This is a genomic window from Streptomyces sp. NPDC006476 (genome assembly GCF_040612015.1).
GTDB lineage: Bacteria > Actinomycetota > Actinomycetes > Streptomycetales > Streptomycetaceae > Streptomyces > Streptomyces griseorubiginosus_B.
Genome location: NZ_JBEXPK010000024.1, coordinates 131,439 through 145,602, shown reverse-complemented (window position 1 = coordinate 145,602; position 14,164 = coordinate 131,439). Strand labels below are relative to the sequence as shown.

Here is a 14,164-nt window from a genome sequence, read left to right as displayed (position 1 = left end):
TCACCCTCCACTAGGCTCTTACGAGCTGGGCTTGCGAGGGCTATGACTGGTGCGCGGCCGCGCCGCAGAGGCGGCGCGCGCCCGCGCCGTGCGCGGGCACTTGATGATGTAGGGAAACTCTGTCCGCGCCTCTGTGGGTGAGGCTGTCCTACTTCGCTTGATGCTTGACGGTTGGTCATGTCCCTTGTAGTGGTGTAGCCGTGCCGGGTTGATCATCAGGGGGATAGATCTTGTCCATGCTGCCTTCGGGGAGGTAGCGGCGGGGGAAGGTGATCCATTCGTCGTGCATCTCGATGAGGACCGCGGTGGTGAGGCGTTCGAGGGCGTCAGGGTTGGAGAAGATCTGGACGACGTCGACACGGCGCTTGATCTCCCGGTTGACCCGCTCCAGAGGCTTCGTCGACTGGATCTTCTTCCAATGTCGCTCGGGGAAGTCCGCGAAGGCGGTGAGGTCGACCTTGGCCTCCAGGAGCATCGCCCTAACCTTGGGGAATTGCCGTCCAAGCATGTCGGCGACGGTCTTGAGCTGGGCGCGGACGGCGTCGGCAGTGGGCTGGGCGAAGATCGTGCGGATGGTCGCGGCCACCCCCATCTCGGCGGCGTCCTTGGGGATCACCGCAAAGACATTCCGCAGGAAATGAACGCGACACCTCTGGTAAGCGGCGCCGAGCATGACCTTGCGGACGGCTTTGACCAGGCCGCTGTGGTGGTCGGCGATGACCAGGCGGACACCGGTCAGCCCGCGCTCGCGCAGGGAGCGCAGGAACTCGCTCCAGAACACCTCGCTCTCGCTGTCACCGACCATCAGCCCGAGGACCTCGCGTCCGCCGTCCTCGGTGATGCCGGTGGCGATGACCACGGCCTGGGAGACGATCTGGTGGTTCACGCGGGCCTTGCAGTACGTGGCGTCGAGGTAGACGTAGGGGAAGCAGGTGTGGTCCAGGGGCCGGGTGCGGAACACGCTCAGCTCCACGTCCAGGTCGCCGCAGATCCGGCGCTCGCCCGGTCCTCTGTTCTCGTCCCTGACGCCCTGTCGAACCCGATGGCCCCAGGCGAGTAGAGCCGAGGCGTCGTCGGTCCATTCGGGCGTGCCGGTGACCTCGCCGTGCGGCTGCAGCCGTTCGATCAGCGCGTACCAGGCCTCGACCTGCGCGGTATCCTGCGGACCCATGGGACAGAACCCCCACCATGTCGGCTGGTAGGCGACGAGGTACCCCCCCTGGACGCTCGGTGACGGGGAGAGGCCCGGATCGGTGTTGATCCGGCGCTCGGACAGGGTCTTCAGCACCTCCTGCTCGATCCAGCTCTTGCAGGCGGTGAGTTCGGGCGCCAGTTCGTCCACCCGCTGCCAGGTTGCCTCGCTCCAGGGCCCCATCCCTACCGTGGAGCCGAGCACATGGCGCATCCGCTGTGCGCAGGCCTCGTTGACCGTCTGCGCCAGTGCCACCCAGGAGGCCTTCTGCTCACCGCGCTTGATGAGCACCGGGACCCAGATGTGGTCCCGGCCGGCCGACGTCAGTCGGAACGAGTGTGTATCTTCGCCGTCGTGGTTGTCGAAGCCTGCGGACAGTATTTCGGGTAGTGGGATGCGCAGGGTGCGCCATAGCCCCGGGGGTCTGAACCATCGGGTGATGGTGACCGTCACCCCGTCGAACACCACCCGGGTCCGGAGCGTCGCGGCCTTCAACGGTCGCGGGCCCGGCTCCTGACGAGTCACCTTCGCCGAGGCCTTCTCCTGGGCCAACGTCTCCTCCTGAGGGCGAGAGGCTCTCCTGGATCACCCGGAGCCCGTATTCATCGGGTTACCCCACAACAGCTCCGGTCATCCGGGCCAGGGCTCGGCCCAGTCTCGACCCCGCAAGCGCGGCATCCGAGCGGTGATCCCGGTCGCGGAGGACCAGCGAGGCCACCGGCTGCGACGAGGCAGCCGGGGAGGCAGGCCGCCGACCTTCGACCGCGAGACCTACAAGCAGCGCAACACCGTCGAGCGATGCATCAACCACCTGACGTGGCGTGGGCTCGCCACCCGCTGTGAGAAGGCCGCAACCATCTACTTGGCCGGACTCCATGTGGCAGGCCTCTTCCTCTGGTCCGCCCGCTGATCCAAACGAAACCGCCTAGCTAGATCACGGCGCTGCGCTCGGCCAAGTTTCGCAGCGAGTCGGGGACGCGAGGGTCTGAGAGTTGGATCAAGTCCCGGATGACCTCGCGGGCCAAGTGGTGATCGTGGATCTGTTCGGGCGCTAGGGCCTCGGCCTCCATGAGTGCGGCTGTGGCCTCGCCGACGTGTCGCCGCTGCGCGTGTGCCCGCGCCACGTCAAGCAGGAAACGCGGCGAAACGCATGACGACCGGGGATTGAAGAACCGGCCGGCGGAAGAGGTCCGGCCTGTGCCGATCCCGCCCCAACTCGTTGCCATCCTGCGGGATCACATTGGCACCTTCGGCGTAGCTGACGACGGACGGCTCTTCACCAATGAACGCGGGGGAGTGGTCGGCTCGTCGACGTACTTCCGGGTCTGGCAGGAAGCCCGTGCGCTGGCGCTTCCGCCGGCCGTCGTCGCTTCACCGCTCGCCGCCCGTCCTTACGACCTTCGGCACTCGGCGCTCTCGACCTGGCTCAACTCCGGCGTCGACGCGACAGAGGTGGCCGAACGCGCGGGGAACAGTGTCGAGGTTCTGCTGAGTCGCTACGCCAAGTGCATCGACGGACGTCAGGAGATCGCCAACCGGAAAATCGAAGAGCTACTGGCCGAGTACGAGTAGTCCGACCTCGACCTTCACAGCCCCTCAGCCCAGCCGGGCCGGGGGGCTTCGTGATGTCTCGGCCGTGCACCGACGGTCGATAGTTGCGGGATGCACCTTCCGAATTGCCCGTGGCTTCAACAATGGATCTGTGCCTCATACGTTCCGTCTGATTCGCCCCTTCGCACGGCGGCCTGAGCTGTCGACCCTCGCGGTATGGGGGCTACAGAAGAAGGACCGCGCAGGTTAGAGGGTGGGAAGTCACGTTGCCTGTACTGCGGCCTGCCGGCCGATCGTGTGGCGACGCTGGAGTATGAGTGGGTACTGCTGGAGCCGGGCATGGAGCCGTTGGCCCACATGGTGCCGGCGGAGCATCGGTGGATCGTGCTGTCTGACGGGCGGGTGACGGTCTACGGCGTGTGCCCGCCAGATCCGTTTCAGCGGTGCCGTATCGAGCACCGGCTTGCGTGCTCGGTGCAACCGCTGCCCGATCTCTGGCCATGGTTGACCAGCCTGCGGGGCGAGAACGAGCGTCGAGTGGAGCGCCAGACCGAGTCAGAGCCACCTGAGACTTGGCCGGAGGTGGGGTGAGGGTGCTTCGCTCTGGTTGTGGCGACGGCCCTCGTGACTCCCTGGATTGACCTGGGCCGATGGCGCAAGATCGTGTCCACAAATAGTCCACGGACTCTGACATACGGCGGCTCAGGGCGGCATACGGCTGCCTATACGCGAAGACCCCGGCCTCAGCGTTTCCGCTGGTGACGGGGTCTTTGGGCACCTCACGAGGGGTGCCCCCGGCAGGATTCGAACCTGCGCACACGGCTCCGGAGAGCATGGGGCATACGTCCGTCAAACGGCCCTTGACCTGGCCCGTTCTCGCAGGCCGCGGGTTGCAGTTCGCGGCCCACACGCCCCTCACACGTGGCCACGAGGTGAGGAGCGTCTTCATGGGCGTAGGGGCCATGAAGACGGACAGCGTGCTACAAGGTAAATCTACCTGTAGCTCCGCGCAGCAGTTGCCTTGCTTCCTTCGGCGGGATGCTGCCTTTTTGGACCTTTTGAAGCAAGTGAAATAGCTGCACTGTATCGATTACCAAGCCATTGGCGGCACCGAATGCATTGACGTCCTCGTCTTTTCCGTGGAGGGCGCGTTGGCGGGTTTTCGGATCGCGCTTGATGAATTGATTCACGATGTACCAGCAAGCGTCAGGGTTTCTTCCCGTTCTGGCGGTGTATCGCAGGTTGAAGCGCAGGAACTGCGTCAAGCCTTCAGTTTTCGCCCCTCGCGTGTAGCCCTTCACCTCACCTAGAGCGATCCAGTTCGGCGCATCTGGGTCAATAACGTGAAGATCTTCTAGATGGTCATCTGGTTCGGCATTTTGATCGGCGTCGATAACTGTGAACCCTAGCTCTTGAAGGGCCAGGATTACTGCCCCCTTTAGCTCGTCCGATTGCGTGGTAAGTAGTGCACGCTCATAACTGTCAGCGTGTTGGCGAGCTGTTGAGAGACGGTCTTTTAGGTCATCTTCGCGCTTCTGTAGCACTGTCAAGTATTCAGAGCGTTCAATCTCTAGATTCTTGAGTTCCGCTGCGATCTCCAGTTCGGCCTCAGTGAACCATTCAGGCTGTTCAGACCAGTCGGGAACTCCAGGGAACCGATCGGGTGCCAAGCTGTGCCACTCTGCTAGAGCAGCTTTAACCCATAGCGGGAAGTCGGGGGTGTCGGCAGGTAGCAGCCATGCTTCTGAAGAATCACTGCGGGCGTACTTGCCGGCAAGAGCGTGGTTGTCTGCTGTGGTGATGAAGGGAGTGATTTTAGGGGCTGGCCGCGGGTTGCCGGACTGAGCAATTCGATGCTCGAAAATTGTATGGGCTTTTCGCTGTGTAAGGACCGGTTCAAGCTTCTCGTGGATCAGTACTGAAATGCGCTCGGGAAGGTTTCTCATCCGTCGAATCTCTTGAGAGATCACCCCAATTTTTGATGAAATCGAGGCCGTCCACCCGGGGACATGCTCTACGGTCTTGGTGAAGTCAGTGAATGGTGAACGGTGAACGACGCAGAGATGTGGTTGCACTCGTACAGTGCTAGTGTAGCTCTGGCTGCTTTCGTGGAGACTTTCGTCTGTGACAATCACGTCCCATTCGGCTTGGCGTACTTCTCTGAGGCTCTGGATGCGTCTTGTTGTTGGGCATAGCTGAAGCAGCTCTTTAACAAGCTCTTCATCGTTAGAGAATCCCCAGACGAGCATCCTTGGACGGGGACTAGTATTAACTACGGACCCGCCCTCAATTTCCTGAGTCACAATCGCACCTTCGGGATCGTTGGTCTCCATAGTGTGTCGTCCCTATCGCAACGTGTCGCGCGCTTTCTCGCAGCGCAGGTGTACGCCACGGCCGCCTCTTGGTCTCGGACCGTCTAGAGGTCCGATCGCCGCAGATGTCCTTCGGTTCCCTCTCTGCCGTGAGCCGTACGGCGCTGAGTGCCGTCCACTGCGAGTGCTGAAACACTCGGGTGTTTCAGCAAGCCCGGACAGCTGGGACACCTTCGGTTCCCGCTGTCCCACCTGTTTTCGCAGGTCACTCCCACTGTTGGGACAGTCGGACAGGTGGGACACCTCCCGTCCGCCACTGTGGATCTCGACTGTACAAGCGGGACCCGGACATTTCGTCCGGGTTTGTTGTTCTCGGGAACGCCACGCTTGTCAGGCGGACAGAAATGACCATCTGTCCAACGTCGTGACCGGCTCGGTACCGTGAAGCTGGCCCCTACAACCAGGAGGCATCAGGCAATGCGTGGTCTTGGAGATCACCTCAGCATCGGCGAGCGCATCGCGTTCTACCGGAAGCGCCGCGGCTACACGCAAGAGGTGCTGGCCGGTCTGGTCGGTCGTAGCACCGACTGGCTCGCGAAGATCGAGACCGGGCGCCGGAAGCCGCCCCGTATCGACATGCTCTCGGAGCTGTCGCGCATCCTGCGCGTGCCCCTCGGGGACCTGCTAGGTCAGACCGTCCTAATGGAGGACGAGCGACAACAGGACGATGTCCCCGCCGTGCGCGACGCCCTCATGAGCCCGCGTCGCCTCTCCCGCCTACTCTTCGGCCCCGACGCTGAGACTCAGCTCCCCACGCCTGCTCCTGCGGCCGTCCGTGTGGAGCAGGTATGGAACGACTACCAGGGGGGACGACTCGGCAGTGTCATCGCCGCACTCCCCGCTTTGCTTCAGACGGCACAGGAGTTGGAGGAACGAGCAGGGCGCCGCGGTGAGGACCGGAGTGATTGCTGGGCGGTATCTGCCCGGACACACCATCTCGCGGCAACGACGCTTGCGAAGATCGGAGAATCGGACATCTCGTGGCTCGCTGCTGAGCGCGCGATGCGAGCCGCTGACGAATCGGACGACCCGCTAGTCCTCGCGTCCGCGGCACGGTCCGGCACGCACGCCCTGCTTGCCAACGGGAGGTATGACGACGCTCTCGAACTGGGCAACACGGCCGCCGCATGGCTGTCGTCTCAGGTGACCGAGCACGACCCGGCGGCGCTAAGTCTGTTGGGGATGATCCACCTGCGCGCCGCAGTAGCGGCAGCGCGGCATCAGGACCGGCCCACCGCCACGGGGTTGCTGGACCGTGCTGAAGAACTTGCGGACGACCTCGGGTCGGATGAGAACTACTGGCAGACCGGGTTCGGGCCGACGAACGTTCTGCTCCATCGCCTGTCCATTGAGCTTGACCTTGACAACGTCTCGTATGTGGTGGAAAACGGCCGGATCAATGTCGACCACATGCCAAAGGAACGCAGCGTCTCGCACCGCATCGACTACGCGCGGGCTCTGTCGCTCGCTGGCCAGGGAGACGAGGCGTACGCGGAACTGCGTACGGCCGAGCGCACCTCGCCGCAGCTCGTACGCAACAATCCGAGGGTGCGCGAGACGCTGCGAGACCTGATCAAGCAGGCTCCCGTGACCGGTGGTTCGCGTTCGTCTGAGGTGTTCGTAATGGCGCAACGGTGCAGGGCGGTGCAGTGAGTTCAGTCAAGCGCGGGGTGCTCGGGGTCGTGGGATCGGCGGCCGGAGGCGTAGAGGCACTGCGCACGGGCCTCGTCGAACCAGCGATGGACCGCGGGTGGCAGGTGGCTATCACGTTGACGCCGACCGCAGGCCAATGGCTGCGGTTGAGCGGGGAGGTTGAGCGGCTGGAGAAGCTCACCGGCCTACCCGTGCGCGACGAAGCGCGCCTGCCTGGTGAGGCCCGGCCGCATCCGCCGGTTGATTGCTATGTGGTCGCTCCTGCGTCGGCCAACATGGTTGCCAAGCTCGCGACTGGCGTGATGGACAACCAGGCGCTGACCCAGGTTGGCGAGGCTATTGGCACCCTCAGTCTGCCGGTTGTCGTCTTCCCGCGGGTGAACGCGGCCCACGCTCGCCACCCCGCGTGGCAAGGCCACATCGACGCACTTCGGGCAGGGGGAGTGCACGTCGTCGACGGCCCGGACGTCTGGCCGCTGTATGAGCCGAGGGAAGCGCCGGCGGGGCGCGAACTCCCGTGGGCCGCAGTGCTGGACGCTGTGGAGAAAGCTACTCGATGACGAGTCGTCAACATCGCTGACCTGCAAGGAAAGAGGACCCGGACAGTCTGTCCGGGTCCTCTTCTCTTTCAGGCCGCATGCTCATTGCCATGTTGAGGGTCGATGAGCGAAGCGACGAGTTGGGAGGTCTGACTCCCACGGAACTTGCCTTGATCAAAGCGAGTTTGAGCGAGGCGCGCGCCACGGTTGAACAACTGCTGCGGCGCGCGGACGAACTCACGGAGCAGGTGGAGTTCCGTCGCCGACAAGCTGTTCAAGGCGGTCGAGTCGCTCGCCGAGCAGGCGAAGAGCGTCATGAATCGTGCTGAGTTCTGTTGCCAGCGCGGTGTATGCCGGGCTACTGCCCGGCTCGGTACCGAGCGGCATCGATGGGTCACGGACGAACGTCCCGCGGCCTTGCTGGGTGAGAACCAACCCCTCGTCACGGAGCTGGCTGTACGCGCTCTGCACGGTCATGAGCTGCACGGAAAGGTCTTTGGCGAGCTTACGGGCCGCGGGGAGCTGAGCCCCCGGCTTGAACTCGGGGTTCGGCCCCGTGATCTTCGCGCGGTACTGCGCAGCAATCTCTTTGGCCGTGGGCGTCTGCTTGGGCGCTTCTGGGCTCTGCTCCATGGGTTCGAGAGTAGCCGGACCTAGGTCAATCTCTGTTCTCTGCTCGAACCCTCTTGACAGTCAGATTGACCTAGGTCAATCTGAACTCACGCACCGGCTGGTCCCGTGAAAACGGGAGCCCCTTTCAGGGGTTACCGAGCCCGCCGGGAGTGTCTGGCCTTTGACAACTGAATGGGGATCATGCCGCCTCTCCTCGGTCAAGTAGGCGGCGCATGCGGACTCCAGTCCGTGTGCTGAACAGCGCAAATCGCCCTGATGGTCGTAGGCCGGGTTCGACTCCCGGCCAGGGCGCTGCCCTGCCGCTGATGCGGCTCGGGGTGCACATCCCGAGTGGTCGCCTCTCACCACCAGGCCACGACCGCCCGGCATCTCTCTGTCCCTTCGACATCAGGAGCGCTGCATGCGCACGTACATCGGCGGTCATCAGGCCGTCTCCGTCAACGACTTCATCGAACTGGCCCTGGGCACCCCGCCGGAACTGTGGCTGGGGGTGGAGGGCGAGACCAGCGAAGAGCGGGCCGCCCGGCTGGACGCGGCGCGCGACATTCTCGCCGACAACCCGGAGCTCCCGGACGACGTGGCCCGCGTCGCCGCCGAGGTGATCGAGGCGCACGCCCCGGAGCTGTTCAACGTCTTCCCGCTGGTCCGCCCGGCCGGGCGCCGCCGGCCGTCCCGGAAGGGAGCGGCGGCATGACTTCCCAGACCCCGACCCCGAAGGGCTTCGCCCTGGTCCTGGTTCTCACGGGCGTCGCCATCGCGCTCATCGGTTCCATCGCCGCTCTGGTGACCGGTGACCGGCAGTTGATGGGCATCGCCGCCGTCGGGTTCGCGATGCAGTTCGCCGGATGGGTGCGGAACGGGCGCCGGAACGGCAGTGCGCCATGAGCAGGCAGGTACTGCGGGCGCAGATCACCGTGCGCTGCTGCGGCGCGACGGTTCCGGAGCGGACGGCCGGGCCGTGCTGGCAGCTCTTCATCGTGATGACCGGCCTGGTCAGTGACTGGCCCACCTTCACGTGGCCCACGTCGCCGCAGGCCCCGACGGTCGAAGAGCGCGCGGCGGCGCTCTCCTCGCTCGGCTTCACGCTCGCCGAGGACGCCGAATGGGGGTGGTGCGAGAGCACCACCCCGGAGTACCACCCGCACCCGGTGCAGGTGGAACTGATGGCTGCGGCCCAGATCCGGCCGCTGAACGGGGGTGCGGCATGACCACCACCGACACGACACAGACCGCCGAACGTCCGGCGGTACCGCCGCTGACCAAGCCGGAGATGGGCCTCGCCGGAATCGGCGCGCTCGCCGCCGCTGGAGTCGGCGCGCTCGGTCTCATCTCTTCCTTCGACGCCGTGTCGGCCGCTGCCGCCCGCTGGGGATTCAGCGAGCCGTGGATGCTGCCGGTCGGTATCGACGTGGCCATTCCAGTGTTCACCGTGGCCAACCTGCTGCTGATCCGGATGGACATGGCGCTTGCCTGGGTGCGGTTCGTGCCCTGGGTGCTCACCCTGGTCACCTGCGGGCTCAACATCGCCGCCGGACACGACGTGTGGGCGAAGGTCGCGCACGGCACCATGCCGCTGCTATGGGTGGTGTTCTCCGAGATCGGCGCGCACATCTACGCCGTCCGGATCGGCGCCGCCACCGGCCGCCGCATGGAAAAGATCCGGCTCTCCCGCTGGTTCCTGGCCCCGCTGTCCACGTTCACGCTGTGGCGGCGCATGACGCTGTGGGAGGTCACCTCCTACCGCCTGGCGCTTGCCTGCGAGCGGGAACGGCTGCTGGCCCGCGCGGACCTGCACGAGCGGTACGGCTGGAAGTGGCGTTGGAAGACACCGCGGCGTGAACGCGTGATGCTGCGCACGGGCGAATTGGCCCCCGCCGACGACGGCACACCGGTCAACCCGGAGCCGCGGCCGGAGCAGGCGCCCGAGAAGCCGAAGCGCGAGGCATCCAAGCCGCCGCGCAAGCGGCCGACGACGGGCAAGGCCAAGACAGCGCAGCGCACCACGGCCGAACTGCTCGCCGAGGCGCGCACGATCACGGCCGACTGGAAGGACAGCCAGATCAACGCCGAGGCGCTGCGCAAGGAGCTGCACTGCGGCTCCGGCCCCGCCCGGCAGGTGCGTGACGCCCTGCTCGCCGAGCGAGCCGACGGGCGCGCGCTGCGCCCCGTGGACGCTCCCGATGCCACCGCATCCGGCGACGGCGCCGAGGGGGTGGCAGCGTGAACACCCTGGCCATGCTTCTGCTGTCCGCGCTGCCGCTCGCCGCCGGGTGGACGGTTCACGTGTGGTGGCTGCGCGGCTGCCTGAACAGCGCCCGGCGTGACCCGCTCACCGGGTTACGCACCCGCGACGGCTTCACCCGCCGCGCCACGGCCCTGCTCAAGGACCCGCGCGCGGTCGTGGTGCTGGCCGACGTCGACAAGTTCAAGCACATCAACGACACCTACGGGCACGCGGCCGGAGACGCGCTGTTGAAGGCGACCGCCGACCGCCTCGCCCACCACACCGGCCGCACCGGGGTCGCCGGACGGCTCGGGGGCGATGAGTTCGCCGCCGTCCTCATCGACGATCACGGCACCGCCGCCGACATGCTCGCCGTGCTGCACGGCGTGCTTGCCCGGCCCATCGACGGCCAGGACTCGCACGTGCGCACCACGGTCTCACTCGGCTGGGTCCGTGCCGCGGACTTCCCCGCCGACGACCTGTCCGGCCTGCTGCGGCGCGCGGATGAGGCGATGTACGCGGCCAAGCAGGCTCGCGCCGGAACCCGCCGCGCGGGGCTCGGCTGGCTGTTCGCCACCGTCACCGGACGGCGTGCCGGCCGAACCGGCGCCCACACCGAGGTGCCCGCGGTGGGGGTGGTCGCATGAAGTCACAGCCCATCGTCGGCGCCGCCATGTTCACCGCGGTGATGGAGGCGGCCGGGTTCCGCTGCCAGTGCAGCGGCGAGTGCGGCAACGCGCACGCCAAGGGCAGCGGCCGGTGCCTGCACGAGCACGACCACTACACCAGTAAGCACGGGCGCCGGGTGCGGCTGATGGCCGCGCCGGTCGACCTGCTCACCACCGACGTCGCCGCCGCCCGCCTCCCAGCGAGTGAGCTGCGCGCATGGTGCCCCGACTGCCACACCGCCGCCGCCCGGCTCACCAAGAAGCGACTGCCCGCGGCGCCCGAGGAACAGTGCGGCCTGTTCGACCTGTAGCGCACGCGTGTTCTAGCGACCCAATTTGGGTCGGCTCCTGCCACGTACGGCGCTCAGCATCGCTACACGGGCCCGGCCTCCCACCTCCTACAGCGTCGGCCGGGCCCGCTTCCCCTCACACCCGAAAGTGGAAGGAACCTCAGTGAACCACCCCGACGACAACGAACTGTTCAACCGACTCGAAGCCGAGTTGGCCGCCGACTCCGGCGCCGAGGTAGTCGACCTGAACAAGGCCCGATCGGCGCGCGGCGAGTCGGCCGACCCCGCCCCCGACTCGACTGCCGACTCCCGGCCGACCGAGTCGGCCGACCCGAGCGTCGACCGGACGGTCGACTCGGTCGACGACGACCCGGACGAACGGCCGACGGTGATGGTCGACGGTCCGGCCCCGGCCGGTCCGGGCCTGATGGACCGACTGCGGTCGGGTCAGCGGCGCGAGGTGATCCCGGCGTGGGCGCGGTCCAAGCCGGAGTTCATCACCGCGCTGGGCTGGCTGGGTGGCTACGCCTGGCACACCACCGCCTTCCACGCGGTGCGCCTGCCCTGGTACTCCATGCGTCTCGCCTTCCAGGCCCCGGCCGGGGTCGCGAAGTTCATCGGCAGCACGATGCGGTGGGTTGCGGACACGGAGGGCGATCCGCTGCGGCAGGTCGCCGCCCGGCGCGAGAACGTCGAGGAGTACCTGAGGCTGTCCCGGCAGCGCGACAACCGCGTCAAGCTGCGCAGCCTCCTGCTGCTGTTCGGTCTGGTGCTCGGTCCGGTGCTGGCCATCGTGCTGTTCGTGCTCGCCCCGACCTGGCTCGAAGTCCTGGCACTGGCCGTGCTGACGGCCGGATTCGGCTTCCTCGGGGCACCGTCCGACAAGCCCGTCATCTCCCGCGCGGTCGTGACGACCGAAGTCGAGCGGCTGACCTCCGGCATCGTCGAACGCGCCCTGGGAGCGCTCGGTATCGCCGAGATCAACAAGGCACTCGCCAAGGGCGGGGAGGGCATCAAGTTCCCCGCCCCGATCACCCGCGACGGCCCCGGCTGGCGCGCGGACGTCGACCTGCCCTACGGCGTGACCGTGCCGGACATTCTTGACCGGCGCGAGAAGCTGGCCTCCGGCCTCAGGCGCCCGCTGGGCTGCGTGTGGCCGGAGCCGGTCACCGACGAACACGCCGGCCGGATGGTCCTGTGGGTGGGGGACCGGGCACTGAACAAGGTGCCCTCCCCCACCTGGCCGCTGGCCAAGTCGGGCACGGCGTCGCTGTTCAAGCCTCTGCCGTTCGGCACCGACCAGCGCGGCCGCAACGTCGACCTGACGCTGATGTACGACAACATCCTGATCGGCGCCATGCCCGGCATGGGCAAGACCTTCAGCCTGCGTACGCCGCTGCTCGCCGCCGCGCTGGACGTCCTCGCCGAGCTGCTGGTGTGGGAGCTGAAGGGCACCGGTGACCTGGACCCGCTGAAGAAGGTCGCCGAGGACTATGGTTCGGGCCCGGACGACGAGACGGCCGCGGCGGCGCTCGATTCGATCCGCTACGTCTACAAGGACTTGGAGCGCCGCGCCAAGGTCATCAGCTCCCTGCCCAAGGACAAGTGCCCGGAGAACAAGGTCACTCCGGCGCTCGCCGCGAACCGCTCGCTGGGACTGCACCCGCTTGTCCTCGCGATCGACGAGTGCCAGGAACTGTTCAGTCACGAGAAGTACGGCAAGGAAGCCGGATCACTGTGCACGGCCATCATCAAGCGCGGCCGGGCGCTCGGGGTGATCCTGCTGCTGGCCACGCAGCGCCCGGACAAGGACTCGCTCCCGCCCGCCATCAGCGCGAACGTGGGCACCCGGTTCTGCCTGCGGGTCATGGGCCAGATCGAGAACGACATGATCCTTGGCACGTCGAACTACAAGAACGGCATCCGCGCCACCTCGTTCACCAAGTCCGACAAGGGCATCGGCTACCTGGTCGGTGCCTCCGATGACCCGCAGATCGTGCGCGGCTACTACATGGACAACCCAGCTGCGGATGCCATCTGCGAGCGCGCCCGCCGGGCCCGCATCGAGGCGGGCACGCTGCGCGGCATGGCGGCCGGAGCTGCACCGGAGCGGCGCGAGGCGGTTGACCCGCTGCTTGAGGACATCCTCGCCGTCGTCGCGGCGGATGAGGCCAAGCCGTGGAACGACGTCACTGTCGACCGGCTCGCCGAGCTGCGGCCGGAGAAGTACGGCGCGTGGGGCGAGATGGCGCCCGCCGACAAGGCCCGCCAGCTCACGACCGCGCTCAAGCCCTACGGCGTGACCACGGGACAGGTGGCGCGGCGCATCTCCGGCAAGACCGTCAACCGGACCGGGTTCGAGCGCGCCCACATCATCACGGCGATTGCGGAGCGTGACCGAAAGCGGGACGCGGGCTGACCGCGAGGGGTCTCTAGCGCTAGGGGTCCAACCCTCTAGCGCTAGAGACCCCGCTAGCGCCCCATATGGGCTCTGATCAGCAAGCTAGCCGATAGGGCCCCACCTGCGGAAACCCCTGAAAACCGCCCTGGGAGGACTCTCGTGACCCCGATCCTGCTCCCTATCACACTCCTGTTGTTCGTCACGTTCGGTTACGCCTCTGTCTGTGCGGCGAGCCCGTTCGGCGACTGCCGCAAGTGCCACGGCTTCGGCTTCGCCATGCGCACCGACCGCAAGGGACGGCCCAAGCGCGGCAAGACGTGCCGCCGCTGCAAGGGCCACGGCAAGCGGATACGCGTCGGCCGCTGGCTCTACAACCGCGCCGCCCGCACCTACCGCGCAGGCACCCGCTGACCCCAACTCCACCCCACGGAAAGGAAGTTGTGGCATGGCCGTGACCATCTCCCTCGCCCTGCTCTTCGGCTTCGTGCTCTTCATGCTGCTGCGCTCCAAGACCCTCGGCCCCGGCAGCGCGTTCGTGGCCGTGATGTTCGGCTTCTACCTCGCCTCGACGGGCGCCGCCGACACCGTCAACCAGCTCATGAGCGCCATCGTCAACGCGCTCCCGGACCTGTGAGGAATAC

Annotated in this window: 15 protein-coding genes and 2 pseudogenes; 14 read left to right on the top strand and 3 right to left on the bottom strand. The window is 66.6% G+C overall.

What is annotated here, in order from left to right; all coding sequences use genetic code 11:
* Window positions 1-175: 175 nt before the first annotated feature.
* Window positions 176-1,744: an IS256 family transposase gene (locus tag ABZZ74_RS26840; RefSeq protein ID WP_356769072.1), complete on the bottom strand. Its 1,569-nt coding sequence runs from the start codon at window positions 1,742-1,744 to the stop codon at window positions 176-178.
* Window positions 1,745-1,856: 112 nt separating this feature from the next.
* Between ABZZ74_RS26840 and ABZZ74_RS26835 the strand changes: the two are divergent.
* The 3 genes and pseudogenes from ABZZ74_RS26835 to ABZZ74_RS26825 all read left to right on the top strand — a co-directional run.
* Window positions 1,857-2,102 (top strand): annotated as a pseudogene (locus ABZZ74_RS26835) (IS5/IS1182 family transposase); the annotation flags it as partial.
* Window positions 2,103-2,332: 230 nt separating this feature from the next.
* Window positions 2,333-2,764, top strand: a pseudogene (locus ABZZ74_RS26830) (site-specific integrase); the annotation flags it as partial.
* A 195-nt stretch (window positions 2,765-2,959) separates the two neighbouring features.
* The gene (locus tag ABZZ74_RS26825; protein WP_356769070.1) at window positions 2,960-3,334 is read left to right on the top strand and encodes a DUF6083 domain-containing protein; all 375 of its coding nucleotides are present in this window, start codon (window positions 2,960-2,962) and stop codon (window positions 3,332-3,334) included.
* A 389-nt stretch (window positions 3,335-3,723) separates the two neighbouring features.
* On the opposite strand, the gene ABZZ74_RS26820 is transcribed toward ABZZ74_RS26825, so the two are convergent.
* A complete protein-coding gene (locus tag ABZZ74_RS26820) occupies window positions 3,724-5,076 on the bottom strand; it encodes a hypothetical protein (protein ID WP_356769068.1) in 1,353 nt (450 codons plus the stop codon).
* Window positions 5,077-5,532: 456 nt separating this feature from the next.
* On the opposite strand from ABZZ74_RS26820, the gene ABZZ74_RS26815 reads away from it, so the two are divergent.
* Both ABZZ74_RS26815 and ABZZ74_RS26810 read left to right on the top strand, forming a co-directional pair.
* Window positions 5,533-6,768 (top strand): helix-turn-helix transcriptional regulator, encoded by a 1,236-nt coding sequence (locus ABZZ74_RS26815; RefSeq protein WP_356769066.1) that lies wholly within the window; start codon window positions 5,533-5,535, stop codon window positions 6,766-6,768.
* Window positions 6,765-7,328, top strand: a complete 564-nt coding sequence (locus tag ABZZ74_RS26810; protein ID WP_356769064.1) for a flavoprotein — start codon at window positions 6,765-6,767, stop codon at window positions 7,326-7,328. Before ABZZ74_RS26815 ends, ABZZ74_RS26810 begins: the two co-directional genes overlap by 4 nt.
* A 216-nt stretch (window positions 7,329-7,544) precedes the next feature.
* On the opposite strand, the gene ABZZ74_RS26805 is transcribed toward ABZZ74_RS26810, so the two are convergent.
* Window positions 7,545-7,940 (bottom strand): winged helix-turn-helix domain-containing protein, encoded by a 396-nt coding sequence (locus ABZZ74_RS26805; RefSeq protein ID WP_356769062.1) that lies wholly within the window; start codon window positions 7,938-7,940, stop codon window positions 7,545-7,547.
* A gap of 400 nt (window positions 7,941-8,340) precedes the next feature.
* On the opposite strand from ABZZ74_RS26805, the gene ABZZ74_RS26800 reads away from it, so the two are divergent.
* From ABZZ74_RS26800 to ABZZ74_RS26760, 9 genes are all read left to right on the top strand, one after another.
* Window positions 8,341-8,634: a hypothetical protein gene (locus ABZZ74_RS26800; RefSeq protein ID WP_356769060.1), complete on the top strand. Its 294-nt coding sequence runs from the start codon at window positions 8,341-8,343 to the stop codon at window positions 8,632-8,634.
* Window positions 8,631-8,825, top strand: coding sequence for a hypothetical protein (locus ABZZ74_RS26795; RefSeq protein WP_356769058.1), 195 nt, complete (start codon window positions 8,631-8,633; stop codon window positions 8,823-8,825). The genes ABZZ74_RS26800 and ABZZ74_RS26795 overlap by 4 nt, the downstream gene beginning before the upstream one ends.
* Complete coding sequence (locus ABZZ74_RS26790; RefSeq protein ID WP_356769056.1) at window positions 8,822-9,148, top strand: DUF6303 family protein; 327 nt, start codon at window positions 8,822-8,824, stop codon at window positions 9,146-9,148. Before ABZZ74_RS26795 ends, ABZZ74_RS26790 begins: the two co-directional genes overlap by 4 nt.
* Window positions 9,145-10,164 (top strand): DUF2637 domain-containing protein, encoded by a 1,020-nt coding sequence (locus ABZZ74_RS26785; RefSeq protein ID WP_356769054.1) that lies wholly within the window; start codon window positions 9,145-9,147, stop codon window positions 10,162-10,164. Before ABZZ74_RS26790 ends, ABZZ74_RS26785 begins: the two co-directional genes overlap by 4 nt.
* On the top strand, window positions 10,161-10,811 hold the full coding sequence (locus ABZZ74_RS26780) for a GGDEF domain-containing protein (protein ID WP_356769052.1): 651 nt from the start codon (window positions 10,161-10,163) through the stop codon (window positions 10,809-10,811). Before ABZZ74_RS26785 ends, ABZZ74_RS26780 begins: the two co-directional genes overlap by 4 nt.
* The gene (locus ABZZ74_RS26775; protein ID WP_356769050.1) at window positions 10,808-11,143 is read left to right on the top strand and encodes a hypothetical protein; all 336 of its coding nucleotides are present in this window, start codon (window positions 10,808-10,810) and stop codon (window positions 11,141-11,143) included. Before ABZZ74_RS26780 ends, ABZZ74_RS26775 begins: the two co-directional genes overlap by 4 nt.
* A gap of 142 nt (window positions 11,144-11,285) precedes the next feature.
* Entirely contained in the window at window positions 11,286-13,541 is a 2,256-nt protein-coding gene (locus tag ABZZ74_RS26770) for a cell division protein FtsK (protein ID WP_356769048.1), read from the top strand.
* A 141-nt stretch (window positions 13,542-13,682) separates the two neighbouring features.
* Window positions 13,683-13,934, top strand: coding sequence for a hypothetical protein (locus ABZZ74_RS26765; RefSeq protein WP_356769046.1), 252 nt, complete (start codon window positions 13,683-13,685; stop codon window positions 13,932-13,934).
* Window positions 13,935-13,968: 34 nt separating this feature from the next.
* Complete coding sequence (locus tag ABZZ74_RS26760; protein ID WP_018087415.1) at window positions 13,969-14,157, top strand: hypothetical protein; 189 nt, start codon at window positions 13,969-13,971, stop codon at window positions 14,155-14,157.
* Window positions 14,158-14,164 lie beyond the last annotated feature (7 nt).